Consider the following 18479-nt stretch of genomic DNA (forward strand, 5'->3'; position numbering starts at 1 on the left):
TAAAAATTAATAATCAGAATCCGCCGTTAAACCATTCACAATCGCAATCCCTGCACTTGCACCAATTCTAGTTGCTCCGGCTTCGATTACTTTCGTTGCATCCTCTGTATTACGGACACCACCTGAAGCTTTAACACCGATAGAAGGACCTACTGTTTTTCTCATAAGGGCGATGTCTTCAGGAGTTGCCCCACCTGTTGAGAAGCCCGTTGACGTTTTCACGTAATCAGCACCTGCTTTTACAGCAAGCTCACATGCACGGATTTTTTCTTCCTCTGTCAATAATGACGTTTCGATAATGACTTTGGATAATGCTTTCCCTTTTGAACTTTCGATAACCGCACGGATATCTCGTTCTACTAATTCATCATCTTGATCTTTTAAGGCGCCGATATTGATCACCATATCGACTTCGTTTGCACCATTTTCAATGGCATTCTTCGTTTCAAATGCTTTCGTTTCAGGAGTGTTTGCTCCTAATGGGAAGCCAATCACTGTACAAACGACTACATCAGAGCCTGCAAGCAATTTGCTCGCATAAGCAACCCATGTAGGGTTTACGCATACTGATGCGAAGTGGTGCTCTCTTGCTTCCTCACATAATTGTTTAATTTGTGCCTTTGTTGCATCCGCTTTTAATAACGTATGATCAATAAGATTAGCTACATTTTTTGACATAATGATATCTCCTTCTAAACTAAGTGTATTAGTTGTACGTACCTCTTCATCATATCATGTTTAGTCGAATATGACGAATATTAAACTTACATGTTTGGACTCATAGTTATTATTGTGTGCAAGCACCTGGAAATTTATAAAGTGAAACTTCAATCAGTGGGGGTTTTCTTCATCCCCCACTGATTGTTAGTCCCGTTCTACTGTCGCTAAGATCCTCGCTTTCGCTTCGATCAATCGACAGTACGAACCCGATTGGTTCAACTAAACCTCTGCTCACGCATCGGTAAGTTTCACTGTATCTCACCAATCGGGCTTTTACATAAAAAGTGAGGCGACTGCCCAGCCCCGACAAGCATAAGATGGAATACGGCGTGGCGTAGTTTGCCACAGAGTATTACAGCTTATGACCTCGAGGGGCTAGGAGCCGTAACTAGATTGGGCAGTTGTCCCCCACCTACTCTTCTTCGATTCCTCTAAGACTTGAGGTGGGGATCTTACTGCCCGTTAATGCGGGATAAAAAACAAAGAAGGGTCAGACCCCGCAACAACTAAATTCAGTATATGATAAGTGCACGAAACACTAGATACTGATTTAGAGTACGAGGTCAGACCCTTACGAGACGCCCTCTGCCTATTGGTTAACCTACAATTCCGGCTGTTGCTTCGGAATCTTTCAAAACTGTCACAAACTGCCCTTCATTATAAGGGTAACCCGATTTTGTAATTTTCACTTTCACAATTTCGCCAACCATTTCTTCGGTAGCTTGGAAGACGACTTTTAAATAGTTATCTGTATAACCTACATATAAGCCGCTTTTTGGGTTCTCTTTGTAAAGCTCTTCTGGAATAACTTCTAGCACTTCCCCTTCAAAAAGAGAGGCATATTCTTTTGAAAGTTGCTCAGAAAGCGAAATTAAGCGATGTACACGCTCATTCTTTACTTCTTCATCCACTTGATCTGTCATTCTCGCAGCCGGAGTACCTGTACGTTTAGAATATGGGAAAACGTGCAATTCAGAGAATTTATGGTCTTTAATAAAATTATATGTTTCCATGAACTCTTCTTCCGTTTCACCAGGGAAGCCAACAATTACATCGGAAGTAACGGCAAGACCTGGTAACGCTTGACGAAGTTTCACTAAACGGTCTGCATAAAATTCCATCGAATATTTTCTTCTCATCCGTTTAAGGACTGTATCAGATCCAGACTGAATTGGGATGTGTAGATGACGTACTACTTTATTGGAATTCGCCAACACTTCAATCACTTCATCTGTAATTTGACTTGCCTCAATCGAAGATATTCTAATTCGTTTTAATCCAACGATTTGCGTTTCTAAATCTCTGAGCAATCTCGCTAAATTATAATCTTTCATATCTTCACCATAGCCACCTGTATGAATACCAGTCAAAACGATTTCTTTGTAGCCAGCGTCTACGAGTTTCTGCGCTTGATTGAGCACTTCTTTCGGGTCACGGGAACGCATTAAACCACGAGCCCAAGGAATAATACAAAATGTACAGAAATTGTTACAGCCTTCTTGAATTTTTAAAGAAGCTCGCGTGCGATCGGTAAATGCAGGTACATCCAGTTCTTCGTACACGCGTGATTTCATAATGTTTCCAACGCCATTAATCGGCTGACGTTCTTGCTTGTATTGCTCGATAAACCCGAGCATCTTCGTCCGGTCTTGCGTACCTACTACAATATCAACACCAGGAATAGCCATAATTTCAGCTGGCGACGTTTGTGCATAACAGCCTGTTACTGCTATAACAGCATCCGGGTTTTTACGAATCGCCCGACGAATAACTTGGCGACTTTTTTTATCTCCCGTATTTGTCACTGTACATGTATTGATCACATATACATCCGCATTTGTTTCATATTCAACACGTTCATAGCCATCGTTTTTAAATAATTGCCAAATGGCTTCCGTTTCATAATGGTTTACTTTACATCCTAATGTATGAAAAGCGACAGTTGCCATCTTCTTCACCTCAATAATTCTAATTGATAAGAAACAGCGGCCAATGCATAGAGTGGTGCTGTTTCAGTTCGTAATATTCTTGGCCCAAGTCCACATAGGGTAAATCCCGCTTCGGTTAGTTTGGCGATTTCTCCCTCTGATAAACCACCTTCTGGACCAAATACAAAAAGTAGGGATTGACCAGGTTTCATTTCTTGTAAAGCAGAAACAAGAGCACCCTTCTCTCCTTGTTTTGCCGATTCTTCAAATGCGACCATTTTTACATCATACTCACTAGCATGATTGATAAGACCCGCTAAATTCAGTGGTTCTGTCACATGAGGAAGTACGGTGCGATGTGACTGTTCAGCCGCTTCTTTGGCTATTTTCTGCAGGCGTTCGATCTTTTTCCCCGCCTTTTTTTCGTCCCATTTTACCACCGAACGAGCCGCAATGAAAGGGATAAACTCATGCGCTCCCATTTCCGTTCCTTTTTGCACGATTACTTCCAGTTTATCCCCTTTAGGCAGACCGCTCGCAATTGCAAGTTTAATCGGTAGTTCTTTATCTTCCTTCAACCATTCAACAACAGTAGCTTGTACAGCTTCACTCGTCACATCTGCGATCTCAGCCAATGCCGCTTGTCCATCCGGTTTAACAGCAATCAACTGATCTGTAGTCCCCATCCTCATTACCCTTGTAATATGATGAAAATCCGCTCCAGTGATTTGAATTTTTTCATCTACAAACGCATCTAATTCTAAGAAATATCGTTGCAAACAAACACCTACTTTCATACAAAACAAATATGGCATTAATACGCCACCATTTACCATAAGGATAAATCATGTAGCACGCTATACTCGCCTAATCACAATAGTGGCGGTTCGGTGCCAAATTTCGGAGTACTTTCTTAATAATGGAAGGATATCAGCAAGTAGATTGTCTAAATTAATAAGTCCGGATCTCCATGTCCTTCATACAAAACAGGTGGCAACTGCTTTGCCACCTTAATGATTTCTTTAGTATGCAACACTTTATTGGTTTCTTTTGGCGATAAACGCAACCCAATCTTCCATTAAAAGCGTCTCTTCAATTGTGAATCCAGCCGCAATTATCGCATCTTTTACTTCTTGTTTTTTCGGTTGAATAATTCCTGATGAAATAAAATAGCCACCTGGTTTCACCACTTTTGCCACATCATCGGTAAAGCGAAGAATCACTTCAGCTAAAATATTTGCCACGACCACATCCGTTTGTTCTTTGATACCATCCAGTAAATTCCCTTGCGAAACATTGACTCGTTCTTGAACTTTATTAATTTTCACATTGATAATCGCTGAACGGACTGCGACCTCATCTAAATCAAGACCATGAACGTTTTTCGCGTCAAGTAAAGCTGCAGCAATACTTAGAACGCCTGAACCCGTACCAACATCCACCACGACATCGCCAGGCTTTACTGTACGCTCTAATGCTTGAATACACATAACTGTCGTTGGATGGGTTCCCGTTCCAAAGGCCATTCCTGGATCTAATTCAATAATCAGCTCATCACTGTTCACTGGTGTATAGTCTTCCCAAGTTGGCACAATGGTAAAACGTTCAGAAATTTTAACAGGATGATAATATTTCTTCCAAGCTGTCGCCCATTCTTCTTCATTCACTTCACTAATCGATATCGCATTTAAGCCTAGATCAATATCAAACACTAACAAATTATTAATGGATTCCTTAATCGCGTCTACTGTCTCACCTAAGAAACTATTCACAGGTATATATGCTTTAACGATAACGCCTTCTTCGGGATAATCGGCTGGGTTAAGCTGGTAGATTTCTCCAAAGACATTCTCTCGTTCTTTTAACAGTTCCAAAGGATCTTCAATAACAACTCCACTCGCACCCGCCTCATGCAGAATATTGGAAACAGGTTCGACCGCTTCATTCGTTGTATGGATTGCAATTTCAGACCATTTCATTTCTACCAACTCCCCTAATCAATTAGTCACCTTTAAATGCGCGTTTTACTTTAGCAAAAAAACCATCTTCCTGTTCATCCGGGGCATTCTGTCCACTAATATCAGAGAATTCACGAAGTAATTGCTTTTGTTTTTCAGTAAGCTTTCTTGGTGTAATGAGTAAAATGACAACATGCTGATCACCTTGACCATAGCCACGGACATTTTGAACACCTTTTCCTTTTAGACGGAAACGGGTACCTGTTTGTGTGCCTGCAGGAACTTTCAGCTTCACTTTTCCATGAACAGTAGGTACTTCAATTTCATCTCCTAGTGCTGCTTGAGCAAATGTAATCGGCATTTCACAATAAATATCATCGCCTTCACGCTCAAAAAATTCATGTTCACGTACTCGGAACACTACATACAAGTCCCCAGCAGGACCGCCATTGAATCCTGGTTCACCTTGCCCTGTAACACGTAGCTGCTGACCATCATCAATTCCAGCTGGAACCTTGACTTCAATCTTTTTACGTTTTTGAACCTTTCCAGCACCACTACATGTTGAACATTTTTCAGGAATAATTTTCCCTGTTCCTTGACAATGATGACAAGTACGACGATTGACCATACGACCAAATGCTGTATTTTGCTCGACATTTAATTGACCTGTACCATGACAATGTGAACATGTATTTACCTTTGTTCCTGGTTTAGCGCCTGAACCAGAACATGTATCACAGGTTTCTTCGCGAGGAATCTCGATTATCGTCTCTTTACCAAATACCGCTTCTTCAAAAGAGAGTGTCATCGTATATTGTAAATCAGATCCCTGTCTTGGTGCGTTCGGATCTCTTCTTCTTCCGCCGCCTCCACCAAAGAATGTACTGAAGATGTCTTCAAAACCACCAAAGCCGCCAAAGTCCTGGCCACCAAAGCCTTGATTCGGATCCGTATGCCCAAATTGGTCATAATGTGCTTTCTTCTGTTCATCACTTAACACTTCATACGCTTCTGTAATCTCTTTAAATTTATCATTTGCATCTTCCGCTTTATTAATATCTGGATGATATTGTTTAGAAAGCTTACGATACGCCTTTTTCACTTCATCTTTAGATGCTCCTTTGGAAACCCCAAGCACCTCATAATAATCTCTTTTACTCATACTCTTTCTCACTCCCGATCCTTTTCACATAAAGATTATTCTAACATCCATCGAAGATATAGTGCAATAAGAAAAACGTAAGCGCCTTGGGCAGCTCGCGAAGAAAATGAGGATTGACGCATGATGGCATGCTCTTCGCCATCTTGTGGCAATCAACTTTTTCTAAAGCGAGCTAGGCGCTGTAGTTAGACAATAAGAACAACGTAGGCGCCTATTTATGGAACTTTGACTAAAGTCCACCAACCATTTCTTATCTCAAAAAAGCCAAAGCCAAGATAACCTGACTTTGACTTTTTTTCAGAGAGTTGGCTCTTCGCTAATCAATTGCCATATCTCATTGTATTATTTTTTATCGTCGTCTACTTCTGTGAATTCAGCGTCTACTACATCATCATGTGATGGTTGTGCTTCGCCTTCTGCACCTTGAGCAGCTTGTTGTGCTTTTGCCGCCTCTTCGTAAAGCTTCATTGATAAAGCTTGAACGATTTCATTAAGCGCGTCTTTTTTCGTACGAATTTCTTCTAATTCGTTTTTCTCAATCGCAGCTTTAAGTTCATCTTTCGCTTCGTTCGCTTTCGCAACTTCCGCTTCATCTACTTTACCTTCAAGGTCTTTCAACGTTTTTTCCGTTTGGAAAACGAGTTGATCGGCTTCGTTGCGAAGTTCAACTTCTTCTTTACGTTGTTTATCTGCATCAGCGTTTTCTTCCGCTTCACGTACCATGCGGTCGATTTCTTCATCAGATAGACCTGAAGATGATTTGATTGTGATTGCTTGTTCTTTGTTTGTGCCAAGGTCTTTCGCACGTACGTTTACAATCCCGTTTTTGTCGATATCGAATGTTACTTCAACTTGTGGAATTCCACGTGGTGCTGGTGGAATATCGCTTAATTGGAAACGACCAAGCGTTTTATTATCAGCAGACATCGGACGCTCACCTTGAAGAACATGGATATCTACAGCTGTTTGATTATCAGCAGCCGTTGAGAATACTTGAGATTTACTTGTAGGAATCGTTGTATTACGATCAATCAATTTCGTAAATACTCCGCCCATTGTTTCGATACCAAGAGAAAGTGGAGTTACGTCAAGTAGAACAACGTCTTTCACATCTCCAGTCAGAACGCCACCTTGAATCGCTGCACCCATTGCTACTACTTCATCTGGATTTACGCCTTTTGAAGGTTCTTGACCTAATTCTTTTTTGATCGCTTCAACAACAGCAGGAATACGTGTTGAACCACCAACAAGAATCACTTTATCGATTTCAGATGCAGAAAGTCCTGAATCTTTCAACGCTTGACGAGTTGGTCCCATTGTACGCTCTACAAGTCCAGCTGTGATTTCATCAAATTTCGCTCTTGTTAATGTAACATCTAAATGAAGTGGACCTGCTTCTCCAGCCGTAATAAATGGTAATGATACTTGAGTAGATGTAACACCAGAAAGATCTTTTTTCGCTTTTTCAGCAGCATCTTTCAAGCGTTGTACCGCCATTTTATCTTTAGCTAGGTCAATGCCGTTTTCTTTTTTAAATTCAGCTACTAAATAGTCAATAACCATTTGGTCGAAATCATCTCCACCAAGTTTATTGTCGCCAGCAGTTGATTTCACTTCGAAAACACCGTCTCCTAATTCCATAATAGATACGTCAAATGTACCGCCGCCAAGGTCAAAAACGAGAATGGTTTGATCTTGATCTGTTTTATCCAAACCATAAGCTAATGCTGCAGCAGTTGGTTCGTTGATAATACGCTCTACTTCAAGACCAGCGATTTGACCAGCGTCTTTTGTCGCTTGACGCTCTGCATCATTAAAGTATGCAGGAACTGTAATAACTGCTTTCGTTACTTCTTCGCCAAGATATTCTTCCGCATATGATTTCAAGTATTGAAGAATAATCGCTGAAACTTCTTGAGGTGAGTAATCTTTCCCTTCAATCGTTTCTTTATGATTTGTTCCCATATGACGTTTAACAGAGATAATTGTGTTAGGGTTTGTGATTGCTTGACGTTTTGCTACTTCCCCTACTTGTCTTTCACCATTTTTGAAAGCAACAACGGATGGTGTTGTACGATTGCCTTCTGGGTTCGGAATTACCTTTGGTTCCCCACCTTCAAGTACAGATACACATGAGTTCGTTGTACCTAAGTCAATACCAATAATCTTGCTCATAGTCACTTACCTCCTGCTATTTATGTAGTTTATTCACTTACTTTAACCATCGACGGACGAATCACTCTGTCCTTCAATTTATAACCTTTTTGGAATTCCTCCACAATGATATTAGAATCAACGTTATCGTCTTGTACTTGCATAACAGCTTGATGCATATGTGGATCAAATTCTTTTCCTACAGATTCAATCGCTTCAATACCTTCTTTTTTCAACGCTTCTACAATTCCTTTGTAGATCATATCCATTCCGGCAAGCATCGATTTCGTTTCTTCATGATCGCTTTCGATTTTCATTGCTCTTTCAAAATTATCTAAAGACTGAATTAAATCGCTAGCAAGGCTTTGCGCTCTATATTTCAATGCCGCTTCCATATCAAGCTTGGCACGTCGTCTTGAGTTATCAAAATCAGCTTGTAAACGTAAATATTTATTATCCATTTCTTCTATCTTTGCTTCTAATTCTTCAATCTTGGCAGTAGCCGTTTGAAGTTCATCCATAGGAGCAACAGCTTCTTCTTCATTTGCCTGCTCAACTTGAACATCTTCCTCAGCAAAAATAGCTTCAACAGTTTCTTCGTTTACTGGTTGTTCATTCTTTCTCTCTTCTGTCACAATCTCACCTCCTAAAAATGGGTGCTTTATATATGTAAGACATGCTAGAGAACGGCAGAACAGAATATCCTGCACATCCCCCAATATTGCCTTTACTAATAATTTTGATACAGCTTTGTTAAAAGGGCTGTCATATCTTTTGAGAAGAATTCCAGCAAACTAATAACACGGGAGTATTCCATTCTTGTCGGTCCAAGAATCGCAATCGTTCCTACTTGTTGTTGCCCCACCGAATATGTAGCGGTAATCAAACTGCAATCTTCAAGCAAAACATTGTTATTTTCTCTACCGATTTTCACGTGAATACCAGCTGGATTTTGTTTCATTATCTCATAAAGGCCTTGTTCCTGTTCAATCAATGAAAGCAGTGAAGATACTTTATCAATATCATGAAACTCAGGCTGTTTCAACATATTCGTTTTGCCACCAAAAAATAATTTTGGAGGCTTCGCGATATCCAGTGTTTCTGCAAGAGAAGTCACTAACGTACCATAATTATGGATATGCTGACTAAGCAATACAGCTACTTCTTTATAAATCTTATCACGTAGCTCAGCAAGAGGGACCCCGACCAGACGATCATTTAAAATATTTGCCATCTTCTCAATTTCATTCATATCAAAAGATGGCGGAAGTGAAATGACCTTATTCTCAACATGTCCAGTGTCGGTAATAATAATTGCAATCGCCGTTTCCTTACTTAAAGAAATAATTTGAATCTTCTTCAGTTTGTTATCTTTGACTTTTGGACCTAAAACGATCGATGTGTAGTTCGTTAGCTCTGAGAGTATTTTGGCGGATTTTTGAACGATTTTCTCAAGTTCATAAATCCGATCTGCAAAAATCGAGCGAATAATACGGCGATCATCTGTTTTTAAGCTTTGTGGCGCCAACAAATGGTCGACATAATATCTATACCCTTTTTCAGAAGGAATTCTCCCTGATGAGGTATGTGTCTTTTCCAAAAAACCAAATTCTTCTAAATCCGACATCTCATTCCGGATTGTCGCAGAACTAAAGGCGATTCCTTCTTTTTTCGACAAACTCCGCGATCCAATTGGTTGGGCATTTCGAATAAAATCATCAATAAGGGCTTGAAGGATTAATAATTGACGATCCGTTATCATCTATGATCCCCCCTGTTAGCACTCTGTCCTCATGAGTGCTAATATACTAATAAATTATCAAATGCCGGTAGTGATGTCAACGGTTTAGACCTAGAACTTTCTTCATTTTTTTTAGAGATTGCCCATCTTTATTCCAAACCAAGGAATTCCTGGAATACTTCATTGCCTAGTAGTTTGCCTTGCTTAGTTAATCGCACAAACCCAGCCTTCTCTTCTAGCAAGCCTTTTCCAACATGTTTTTCGAGTGGTTTTGCAAAAACATCTGTCATTTCCACCCGAAATTTATCGGTAAATTTCGCGTAAGAAACACCTGCTGTTTTTCTTAACCCCAAAAACATTTCCTCTTCCATTTGTTCATGAATGGGGACAAGATGATTTTCTAGGACAGGGAGCTCGTTATCTACAAGTGGTGTCATATATTTCTTCACTGGCCCATGATTAGCGATTCGGCTCCCCGCCGTATAGCCATGAGCCCCAGCGCCGATGCCATAATACTCATCATTATTCCAATAGGTTAGGTTATGACGACTTTCATAGCCTGTTTTTGCAAAATTGCTGATTTCATATTGATTGAGACCATGCTTATCCATCGTTTCCATTAGCTGCTCATACATGCGCGCTTCTAGATCCTGAGGTGGCAAGTTTAGTTTTCCCTTTTGCATTAAATTATAAAAAACTGTTTTTGGCTCGACAATCAGCGAATAACTAGAGTAATGCGGCAAATCAAGTGCAAGCGCTGCATTAAGCGTTTCTAGAAAATCTTCCATCGTCTGACCAGGAAGTCCATAAATCAAGTCAATACTTATATTCGTAAAGCCGACCGACTGCGCTTTTTCAATCGTTTCATACACTTCTTTTGCTCGGTGTGTTCGACCAATTCTTTTTAATAAATCATCATTAAAACTTTGTACCCCAAAACTAAGCCGATTTACCCCGGACTGAAACATGATGTCTAATTTTTCACGGGAAAGATCACCAGGGTTTGCTTCAAAGGAATACTCTGCCCCTTTATTCATCGGCATCCATTCAGAAATTGAATCACAAAGAAACGCGAGCTGTTTTTCGTCTAAAGATGTCGGGGTTCCGCCACCAACAAAAACGGTATCAAGCCCAGTAGTTGGATATTTATTCAACTGTAATTGCATTTCTTTTTTCATCATGGCTAAATATTCATCCACCGGCTGTCCTTTTAAAAATACTTTATTGAAATCACAATAGTGGCAAATATGCTCACAAAACGGGATATGGATATAAGCGCTTTTTATCATATAGTTCACAACCTTTTGTTAGTAATCCTTGTTTGTATGAAGGACATGGGACGGGGCTTCGCGACTTACTACTAAAACCAATCTACTTTGCAGGTATACTGATTTTATCGAGAAAGCATCCAAAATTCCGGCTCCGCACCGCCACCTTGTGATAAGGTGAGTGTAGCTTGCTACAGGATGGGTCCTTCATGATAAATGGTGACGTTTTTACGCCATATTTATTTTGTATAAAAAATCAAAAAGAGGCTAGACACCGAAATTTCCATGGCCTACCCTCTTTTTGAAACTCACTTTATTTTTTTGGCGTTGTGTCATCCATTTTTAGTACAGCCATAAATGCTTCTTGAGGTACTTCAACAGATCCGACTTGCTTCATCCGTTTTTTACCTTCTTTTTGCTTATCAAGAAGTTTACGTTTACGGGAAATGTCACCGCCATAACATTTTGCCAGAACGTTTTTCCGCATCGCACTAATCGTAGAACGAGCGACAATTTTCTGACCGATCGCCGCTTGTATCGGCACTTCAAATTGCTGTCTAGGGATTAGCTTCTTTAATTTTTCAACAATGACTTTCCCACGTTCATAAGCAAAATCATTGTGGACGATGAAGCTTAATGCATCCACTGTCTCTGTATTTAGTAGAATGTCCATCTTCACTAGCTTAGATGGCTTATATCCGATTAATTCATAATCAAAAGATGCATAGCCTCTTGTATTTGATTTCAATTGATCAAAGAAATCATAAACAATCTCAGAAAGTGGAATTTCATACTTGATACTGACGCGTGTTTCGTCTAAATACTGCATATCAATAAAATTCCCGCGCTTGTTTTGGCAAAGCTCCATAATTGCGCCGACAAATTCATTTGGTGCCATCATTGTCGCTTTTACATAAGGTTCTTCAACATGTTCAATTTTTTGCCCATCCGGCATATTAGCAGGGTTATCGATTTTCAGTTGCGTACCATCTGTCATAACGACATCGTAGATAACACTTGGCGCAGTCGTAATTAAGTCGATTTTAAATTCACGTTCAATACGCTCTTGAATAATTTCCATGTGAAGCAGTCCTAAAAATCCACAACGGAAACCAAATCCGAGGGCTTGAGACGACTCAGGTTCGAACTGCAAAGCTGAGTCATTCAATTCAAGCTTTTCAAGAGCATCACGCAAGTCGTTAAATTTCGCCGAATCAATTGGATACAGGCCGCAATACACCATTGGATTAAGCTTACGGTAACCAGGAAGCGATTCAGTCGCACCATTCTTGGCATTCGTAATCGTATCCCCAACACGTGTATCACCAACATGTTTAATGGCAGCTGATAAAAAGCCTACATCCCCGATATTAAGTTCATCAACAAGTTGAGATTTCGGCGAAAAGACACCAACTTCTGTTACATCGAACTCTTTGCCTGTAGCCATCATTTTCACTCGATCGCCAACTTTTACTGAACCGTCAATAACACGGATATAAGCAACAACACCGCGGTAGGCATCGTATACGGAGTCAAAGATAAGTGCTTTAAGCGGTGCATCTGGATCTCCTTGTGGTGCTGGAACTAATTCAACAACCTGCTCTAGAATATCCTCAATGCCGATACCAGCTTTAGCAGAAGCAAGAACCGCATCTGATGCATCAAGCCCGATTACTTCTTCAATTTCATTTCTGACCCGTTCAGGATCAGCACTTGGTAGGTCAATTTTATTAATAACAGGAATAATTTCGAGATCATTATCTAATGCCAAATACACGTTAGCAAGGGTCTGTGCTTCTATTCCTTGCGCGGCATCGACTACAAGCACAGCACCTTCACAGGCTGCTAAGCTTCGGGAAACTTCGTATGTAAAATCGACGTGCCCCGGTGTATCAATTAAATGGAAAATATACTCTTCTCCATCCCTCGCGTTATACTTTAATTGTACGGCGTTCAATTTAATCGTAATTCCACGCTCACGCTCTAAATCCATCGAATCGAGCAGCTGACTCTTCATTTCACGTTGCTGCAAGGCATTCGTCTTTTCCAAAATACGATCTGCCAACGTCGATTTCCCATGGTCTATATGAGCAATGATGGAAAAATTTCTAATTTTGGATTGTCTTTTTAATTTTTCTTCTCTATTCATCACGTTCACTCCTACTTCTCGACACAAATACACTGTTTTACATTATAACAAGAGAAAAAGCAATGTTCAAGGAAAAGCGGAAGGCGCCTGCTTATCGGCAATAAACATAAGACGAGCAAGCTGTATGGGGAGTGCTCTTCTCCCCATCAGATTGATTGGCTTATGTTCGAGCCGATGGCGCCTGGAGCTAGACTGTTGGAAAAGCGGAAGGCGCCTAAATATAAGACGAGCGAGCTGTATGGGGCGCGGTCTCGAGGCAATTTGCATTGATGGTTGAATGAATTTTAACGTAGATCCAATTTGCATCTTTCTTTTCCTGTTTTATATCACTAAATTTAGCTCTCGCTCACAAATCTCCATTCTCGCTCGCAAAGGGATCATTCCGGCGCGAAAACCCACCATTCTGGCATGCAAATTGCAAATCCCGCTCGCAAAATTGCTTTCCGGCGCGTAAAGCTTAAAAAAGGGAGGTTGGGCACGCAGCAAGACTAGAGTTTCCACTTATAATAGCCGGTCGCATCATTTCGCTACGGGGCTTTATAAAATTTGTAATAAAAGGGGTTAGATCGAGGGAATTTGAATTGGTGGTTGAATGATTATAGCGAAATATCCCATCTAGCTCCGTCTTTTTCCCTTCTTGAATCAAAAGAACCAAGTTCAGGTAAAACCTTTACTTAATTCCAGTACAATTTATCTAGAGATCCGAGATGAATTGAAACGCTTTTTTAAAAACACTAGAAACAGCCTCACTCATTCCCTTCCCTACTGATGAGAAAAAATTATAAGCTTTCATTTCTTCAAGCTTTTCTTTTTTCTTGGCTAAATCATGACTTGTGACTGTTTCTCCGAGAATGGATGCATGAATGTCTCCTTCATCTGATTCTGTAACCGTGAAAGCATTATAGAAAGAAGGGTCATCATAGCCTTTCATTTTTTTCATGCCCGTATTCGCTTGTTGCATCCCGATCAACACTCCGAAGAACAAAACTAGGACAATTAAGAAACATTTAAAAGAAAATCGAAGCACAAATGACACTCCTTCCTATTACTTTTTCTCCGTAACCGGTACATTAACTTCCTTCGCATCCCAGTAAAATTCACTAAAAACATTGGCAAATGCATCAATGGTTAAATACATTTCTTCAAATGTATTATCAACACCACCCACTTCAAGTAACATCGCATTCCCAGAGAGATCTTGATTGTAGACGCCATTGTTCCCTTTGCCACCTTGTTTCAAAACTCCCCTTGATAAACCAGGATACTTTTTCTCAATGGCATGATGAAGCTTTGTAGCTAACGCAATATTTTTCTCAGGGTTCGGATTATTCGAACCGATGACAAAGGCAATTTTGGCGTATTGTTTCCCATTAATCATAATGGTTGTATTCTTTTTTCTTTTAGAATCACGATGAATATCAATTAAATAATCTAAATCACGATTATTATCCATCGCACTTACAGCAATCGAGCGTGATTCCTGGTAGGACTTTGTATATTTGAGCCCTTTTTTATTAAGGTTAGCCTGTACATCTGTTTTTTCAAGAGAAGAACCGATTCCTTTACTTTCTAAATCCTGAAGCAGTTTCAAACCAAGCTTCGTTATGTTGATTTGTGAATGATAGGCTAAATTCGGAGCAGTAACATCTTTTAAGTATGGTAAAAACGATTCTCGATTATGAGAATGGTAAATATAGACGACCTTTTTTCCATCTGTCGTCATTGCAGGTGTTTTTACAGGCTCTTTTGCCGGTTCAACGATTCCATCTAAATTCTGTATCGCTGCTTCTCGTTCATCATTTAGAACGTCATTCGGTGGCGAGGATTCATACGGCATATTCGTATAATTCGTCCCTTCACCTGCTACCAAAATCTCGCTATCAAAAATCGAAAACCCTGGAAGCTCTCGACCTAGAAGGCTACGCGGATCATCTAAAGATATATTCGCTGATAGTTTTAATATTTGCTGCGTGATATTTGAACTTGACTTCCCCTCAGGTAATGCTGAAAAAAAATAATGATTTTCATTTGCTAGTAATGAATACAACATTTTCCCTGAAATTTGATCGGTCATTGCATTCACAGACTCGGAGGATAGCCGATATTCAGGACGCAAAGAAGTCATGACTCCAATTATTGAAAATAGCAAAACCATCATGACGAGAACGGACAAAAACCCTTTTATAATGGTGGCTCCGTGGACAACTGTGATTATTCCGCCTGATCGGTTTCTTTTCATTTTTTCACCCTCTCTATTGCTTGTCTCCTATAAATATGACTTTAATAGAGAGAGTAGAACTATCAGTTTAAAAGCATGCTTTTACCTAGTATAGTACCCTGTATTGTCTTGATTAATTGATCCATGCAACGCTGCATTCAAGCCATTTGCAATCAAGTTCGCCATATCTTCTATAAACACATCTACTTCTTTTGGCGTCACCATAAGATTATGACCAATTGGCGACAATACCTCATAAATTAGCTTGCGCTTTTCGTCATCTGGTAGTGTCCCGACGATGCCGAGAAAAGTTTGACGGTGCGATTCGTCAGGCAAATCCGCTTCTGTCAGCTTCTTCTTTTTTCCAAAACTGAAGCCTGCTGGTGCCAGAGCCCTTGATGGTTGATCTCCCTCTCTCAACTCTTTCCCAAAATGCTTTAAAATATAATCAATCGTGTCACTTGTAATCGATACCGCATCCACAACAGTCGGAACGCCAATCGCAATAACAGGAATGCCTAGTGTATCCTCGCTCAATTCCTTTCGCTTGTTTCCCACACCAGAACCTGGATGGATGCCTGTATCGGTAATTTGAATAGTAGAGTTCACTCTCTCAATTGAACTCGCGGCCAGAGCATCTATGACAATTAGAAAGTCTGGCTTACTTTTATCAATCACACCTTGAATAATATCGCTTGTTTCAATCCCAGTAATCCCCATAACACCAGGAGAAACTCCGCTCACTGGACGAAATCCTTCCTCAACAGATTCTGGCTGCAATTCGAATAAATGCCTTGTAATAACTAGATTCTCAACCACTGCAGGTCCTAATGCATCAGGCGTTACATTCCAATTTCCAAGTCCGACAACGAGACAACTGCTTTCTTTAGAAATATTTCTTGCCTGTAAAAATTGAGCCAGTTCTTTTGCAAACACTTTTTCTACCATTTGTTGAGTCTCTGTATCTTGCTGGCGAATTCCTTGCACTTCAATGGTTAAATAACTTCCCTTTTTCTTACCGATTTGCTCGGCACCTTTCTCTGTCACCTCGACAAGGGAAATTTTTAAATCATTCTTATTTTTTTCTTTAATGATCACTCCTTCAATTTTTGAAATATTCTTCTCACCTGAAACCCCTTTGTGAGCTGCGGCTAATGCAGTAGCTTCCACTGCAAGATCCGTTCTTATCGAATACTGGCTTAAATCCAAATTCTTTTCCATTTTGACCTCCGTTATTTGTAATGGTAGTTGTCTTAAGAAGAATCGTATTAGTTTTAAAGAGGTGGTTCCACTTTTCTTACTGTCTAGCTCCACCACCTAGCTTCCTGCGAAATAGGGGATTTTGCTTTTCTTATTGTCTAGCTCCATCGCCTAGCTTCCTGTGAAATTGTTGATTACCCAAGAAGGCAAAAAGCGCCTTCGTGGGGAAGTCCCCTATTTCTTCGGAAGCTGAACAAGGCGATTTCGCTTTTCTTATTACCATTCTGCTAATATTTCTTTTTTCTTATTCATTTTTTTGGTACAATACTCTATAACGAGATAAAGTTTGCTTTTAGCGTCAATTATTCCTTTTGAAGGGTATTGCATTATAGAATGCATTCTGATAAAATATCACTTGTGCTATTTAAGTATAGAACTGATAAGTCGAGTTCATATAATCTCGATTTTTTAATGTAGGAGGTGAACGGAATGCCAAATATTAAATCTGCTATTAAACGCGTGAAAACAAACGATTCTAAACGCGTACAAAACGCTACTGTAAAATCTGCAATGCGTACAACTATTAAAAACGCTGAAGCTGCTCTAGCTGGCGACAACGCTGCAACTGCAAAAGACGCTCTTTTAATAGCTGCTAAAAAATTAGACAAAGCTGCATCTAAAGGATTAATCCATAAAAATGCGGCAGCCCGTAAAAAATCTCGTTTAACGAAAAGGCTTAATGCTTTAAACGCTTAATCAACAAACGAATGAACGATCCCCTGGATCGTTTTTTTACAGGCAAAAAGGTGTCCGTTCATTCGGACACCTTTTTTTAATTCTTCAGCAAAACCCAGATCAACGCTTCGTATCTTTAAGAGTCAGCCCATTTTCAGCATTAACAGTTCAAGCGTAATGGCTTTATCGCTTTGTCCTGTCTTCATTTTATAATCCGCTTCAGCTAGTTCATGCATAATTGTCATCAATTCACTTTCACCGAATTTCCCGGTTTTTTCAAGAGCGAGCTTTACTCTATAGGGATGAATTTTCATGGAACCTGCGATTTTTTGCTGGCTGTAGCCTTGTCTTGCCAGTTCCTTAACTTGATAAAGAAGGCGTACTTGCCCAGCCATCACGCTCAATATTTTAATCGGTTCTTCATTTTGGCGCAGCAAGTCATGAAAAATAGTAATGGCACTTTCAATTTTCCGCTGTAGTAAATGATCGACTAGTGTGAAAATGTTTTGTTCCAATGATTTAGCCACTAATTTTTCTACAATCACAGCATCAATTCTTTTTTCTTCCCCTACATACATGGCCATTTTATCTAGTTCATTCGTTAACATCATTAAATTTGTCCCAGCCAATTCAAGCAATAAATCGATTGCTTGCTCGTCTATTTGAATCTGTGACATCTTTGCTCTATCCCGGATCCACACTTTTAGCTCATGTTCGTTCAACTTCTTCGCTTCAACAACAACAGCCTTGCGCTTCAGTTCTTTTGTGATTTTCTTCCGTTCATCCAGTTTTTCATACGGTGCCGCAATGACTAAAATGGAATAAGGAACAGGATCAGCTAAGTAGGCTTCCAATCGTTTCACATCATGCTCAACCTTTTGTTTTTTATCACCTGCTGTCAAAAAGAAAGGATTTTGAACAAATACAAGACGACGCTCACCGATAAACGGCAGCGTTTCTGCATCCTCTAACGCTGTTTCTATCGGTGTTTCTTCAAGATCATATTGCGAGAAATTGAAATCAATTTCATCCCCAAGGAGAGCATGCTGCATCAAAAGCTGCTTCGTTTCGTTAATCAAATAGGATTCTGTTCCAACCAATAAGTAAATTGGCGCAAATTGCTTTTTTTTAATATTTTTCCAAACGTCTACTACCAAGGAATACCGCCTCTTTTTATGTAATCTCCCTCTTATCGTATAGATAACAAGAGACTTTGACAAGCTATTTAAAGGTAAACATTGAT

15 protein-coding genes are annotated in these 18479 nt (G+C 39.9%); 1 reads left to right on the plus strand and 14 read right to left on the minus strand.

From position 1 onward, the window contains the following. Nucleotides 1-6 precede the first annotated feature (6 nt). The 13 genes from deoC to gpr form a co-directional block, all read right to left on the minus strand. Nucleotides 7-678 (minus strand): deoxyribose-phosphate aldolase, encoded by a 672-nt coding sequence (gene deoC, locus AC1MGI_RS18555; RefSeq protein ID WP_480346890.1) that lies wholly within the window; start codon nucleotides 676-678, stop codon nucleotides 7-9. Nucleotides 679-1316: 638 nt separating this feature from the next. Next, nucleotides 1317-2669 (minus strand): tRNA (N(6)-L-threonylcarbamoyladenosine(37)-C(2))-methylthiotransferase MtaB, encoded by a 1353-nt coding sequence (gene mtaB / locus AC1MGI_RS18560; RefSeq protein ID WP_480346892.1) that lies wholly within the window; start codon nucleotides 2667-2669, stop codon nucleotides 1317-1319. 5 nt (nucleotides 2670-2674) lie between these two features. Next, the gene (locus AC1MGI_RS18565) at nucleotides 2675-3427 is read right to left on the minus strand and encodes a 16S rRNA (uracil(1498)-N(3))-methyltransferase (RefSeq protein ID WP_480349870.1); all 753 of its coding nucleotides are present in this window, start codon (nucleotides 3425-3427) and stop codon (nucleotides 2675-2677) included. A gap of 258 nt (nucleotides 3428-3685) precedes the next feature. Continuing rightward, nucleotides 3686-4627, minus strand: coding sequence for a 50S ribosomal protein L11 methyltransferase (gene prmA, locus AC1MGI_RS18570; protein WP_480346893.1), 942 nt, complete (start codon nucleotides 4625-4627; stop codon nucleotides 3686-3688). Between the two features lie 22 nt (nucleotides 4628-4649). Beyond that, nucleotides 4650-5771, minus strand: coding sequence for a molecular chaperone DnaJ (gene dnaJ / locus AC1MGI_RS18575; protein ID WP_062177851.1), 1122 nt, complete (start codon nucleotides 5769-5771; stop codon nucleotides 4650-4652). 342 nt (nucleotides 5772-6113) lie between these two features. After that, a complete protein-coding gene (gene dnaK, locus AC1MGI_RS18580; RefSeq protein WP_480346895.1) occupies nucleotides 6114-7946 on the minus strand; it encodes a molecular chaperone DnaK in 1833 nt (610 codons plus the stop codon). A 29-nt stretch (nucleotides 7947-7975) separates the two neighbouring features. Then, complete coding sequence (grpE, locus tag AC1MGI_RS18585; protein ID WP_480349871.1) at nucleotides 7976-8563, minus strand: nucleotide exchange factor GrpE; 588 nt, start codon at nucleotides 8561-8563, stop codon at nucleotides 7976-7978. Between the two features lie 92 nt (nucleotides 8564-8655). After that, a complete protein-coding gene (gene hrcA, locus AC1MGI_RS18590) occupies nucleotides 8656-9687 on the minus strand; it encodes a heat-inducible transcriptional repressor HrcA (RefSeq protein WP_062177844.1) in 1032 nt (343 codons plus the stop codon). A 128-nt stretch (nucleotides 9688-9815) separates the two neighbouring features. Next, nucleotides 9816-10955 carry a radical SAM family heme chaperone HemW gene (gene hemW / locus AC1MGI_RS18595; RefSeq protein ID WP_480346897.1) on the minus strand — a complete coding sequence of 380 codons (1140 nt, stop codon included), beginning with the start codon at nucleotides 10953-10955 and terminating at the stop codon, nucleotides 9816-9818. A 292-nt stretch (nucleotides 10956-11247) separates the two neighbouring features. Next, on the minus strand, nucleotides 11248-13083 hold the full coding sequence (gene lepA / locus AC1MGI_RS18600; protein ID WP_480346899.1) for a translation elongation factor 4: 1836 nt from the start codon (nucleotides 13081-13083) through the stop codon (nucleotides 11248-11250). 694 nt (nucleotides 13084-13777) lie between these two features. After that, nucleotides 13778-14110 (minus strand): YqxA family protein, encoded by a 333-nt coding sequence (locus AC1MGI_RS18605; protein WP_480346901.1) that lies wholly within the window; start codon nucleotides 14108-14110, stop codon nucleotides 13778-13780. Nucleotides 14111-14128: 18 nt separating this feature from the next. Continuing rightward, on the minus strand, nucleotides 14129-15322 hold the full coding sequence (spoIIP, locus tag AC1MGI_RS18610; RefSeq protein ID WP_480346904.1) for a stage II sporulation protein P: 1194 nt from the start codon (nucleotides 15320-15322) through the stop codon (nucleotides 14129-14131). An 81-nt stretch (nucleotides 15323-15403) separates the two neighbouring features. After that, nucleotides 15404-16522 carry a GPR endopeptidase gene (gene gpr, locus AC1MGI_RS18615; RefSeq protein ID WP_480346906.1) on the minus strand — a complete coding sequence of 373 codons (1119 nt, stop codon included), beginning with the start codon at nucleotides 16520-16522 and terminating at the stop codon, nucleotides 15404-15406. A gap of 468 nt (nucleotides 16523-16990) precedes the next feature. Between gpr and rpsT the strand changes: the two genes are divergently transcribed. Then, a complete protein-coding gene (gene rpsT / locus AC1MGI_RS18620; RefSeq protein WP_480346907.1) occupies nucleotides 16991-17257 on the plus strand; it encodes a 30S ribosomal protein S20 in 267 nt (88 codons plus the stop codon). A gap of 122 nt (nucleotides 17258-17379) precedes the next feature. On the opposite strand, the gene holA is transcribed toward rpsT, so the two are convergent. Then, nucleotides 17380-18393 (minus strand): DNA polymerase III subunit delta, encoded by a 1014-nt coding sequence (gene holA / locus AC1MGI_RS18625; RefSeq protein WP_480346909.1) that lies wholly within the window; start codon nucleotides 18391-18393, stop codon nucleotides 17380-17382. Nucleotides 18394-18479: the final 86 nt, after the last annotated feature.

The sequence above is a fragment of the Peribacillus sp. BM1 genome (assembly GCF_056679975.1).

Bases quoted from the DNA above. Each gene is read 5' to 3' on its own strand.
- deoC (WP_480346890.1), bottom strand. From the start codon at position 678: ATGTCAAAAAATGTAGCTAATCTTATTGATCATACGTTATTAAAAGCG.
- mtaB (WP_480346892.1), bottom strand. From the start codon at position 2,669: ATGGCAACTGTCGCTTTTCATACATTAGGATGTAAAGTAAACCATTAT.
- prmA (WP_480346893.1), bottom strand. From the start codon at position 4,627: ATGAAATGGTCTGAAATTGCAATCCATACAACGAATGAAGCGGTCGAA.
- dnaJ (WP_062177851.1), bottom strand. From the start codon at position 5,771: ATGAGTAAAAGAGATTATTATGAGGTGCTTGGGGTTTCCAAAGGAGCA.
- dnaK (WP_480346895.1), bottom strand. From the start codon at position 7,946: ATGAGCAAGATTATTGGTATTGACTTAGGTACAACGAACTCATGTGTA.
- hrcA (WP_062177844.1), bottom strand. From the start codon at position 9,687: ATGATAACGGATCGTCAATTATTAATCCTTCAAGCCCTTATTGATGAT.
- hemW (WP_480346897.1), bottom strand. From the start codon at position 10,955: ATGATAAAAAGCGCTTATATCCATATCCCGTTTTGTGAGCATATTTGC.
- lepA (WP_480346899.1), bottom strand. From the start codon at position 13,083: ATGAATAGAGAAGAAAAATTAAAAAGACAATCCAAAATTAGAAATTTT.
- spoIIP (WP_480346904.1), bottom strand. From the start codon at position 15,322: ATGAAAAGAAACCGATCAGGCGGAATAATCACAGTTGTCCACGGAGCC.
- gpr (WP_480346906.1), bottom strand. From the start codon at position 16,522: ATGGAAAAGAATTTGGATTTAAGCCAGTATTCGATAAGAACGGATCTT.
- rpsT (WP_480346907.1), top strand. From the start codon at position 16,991: ATGCCAAATATTAAATCTGCTATTAAACGCGTGAAAACAAACGATTCT.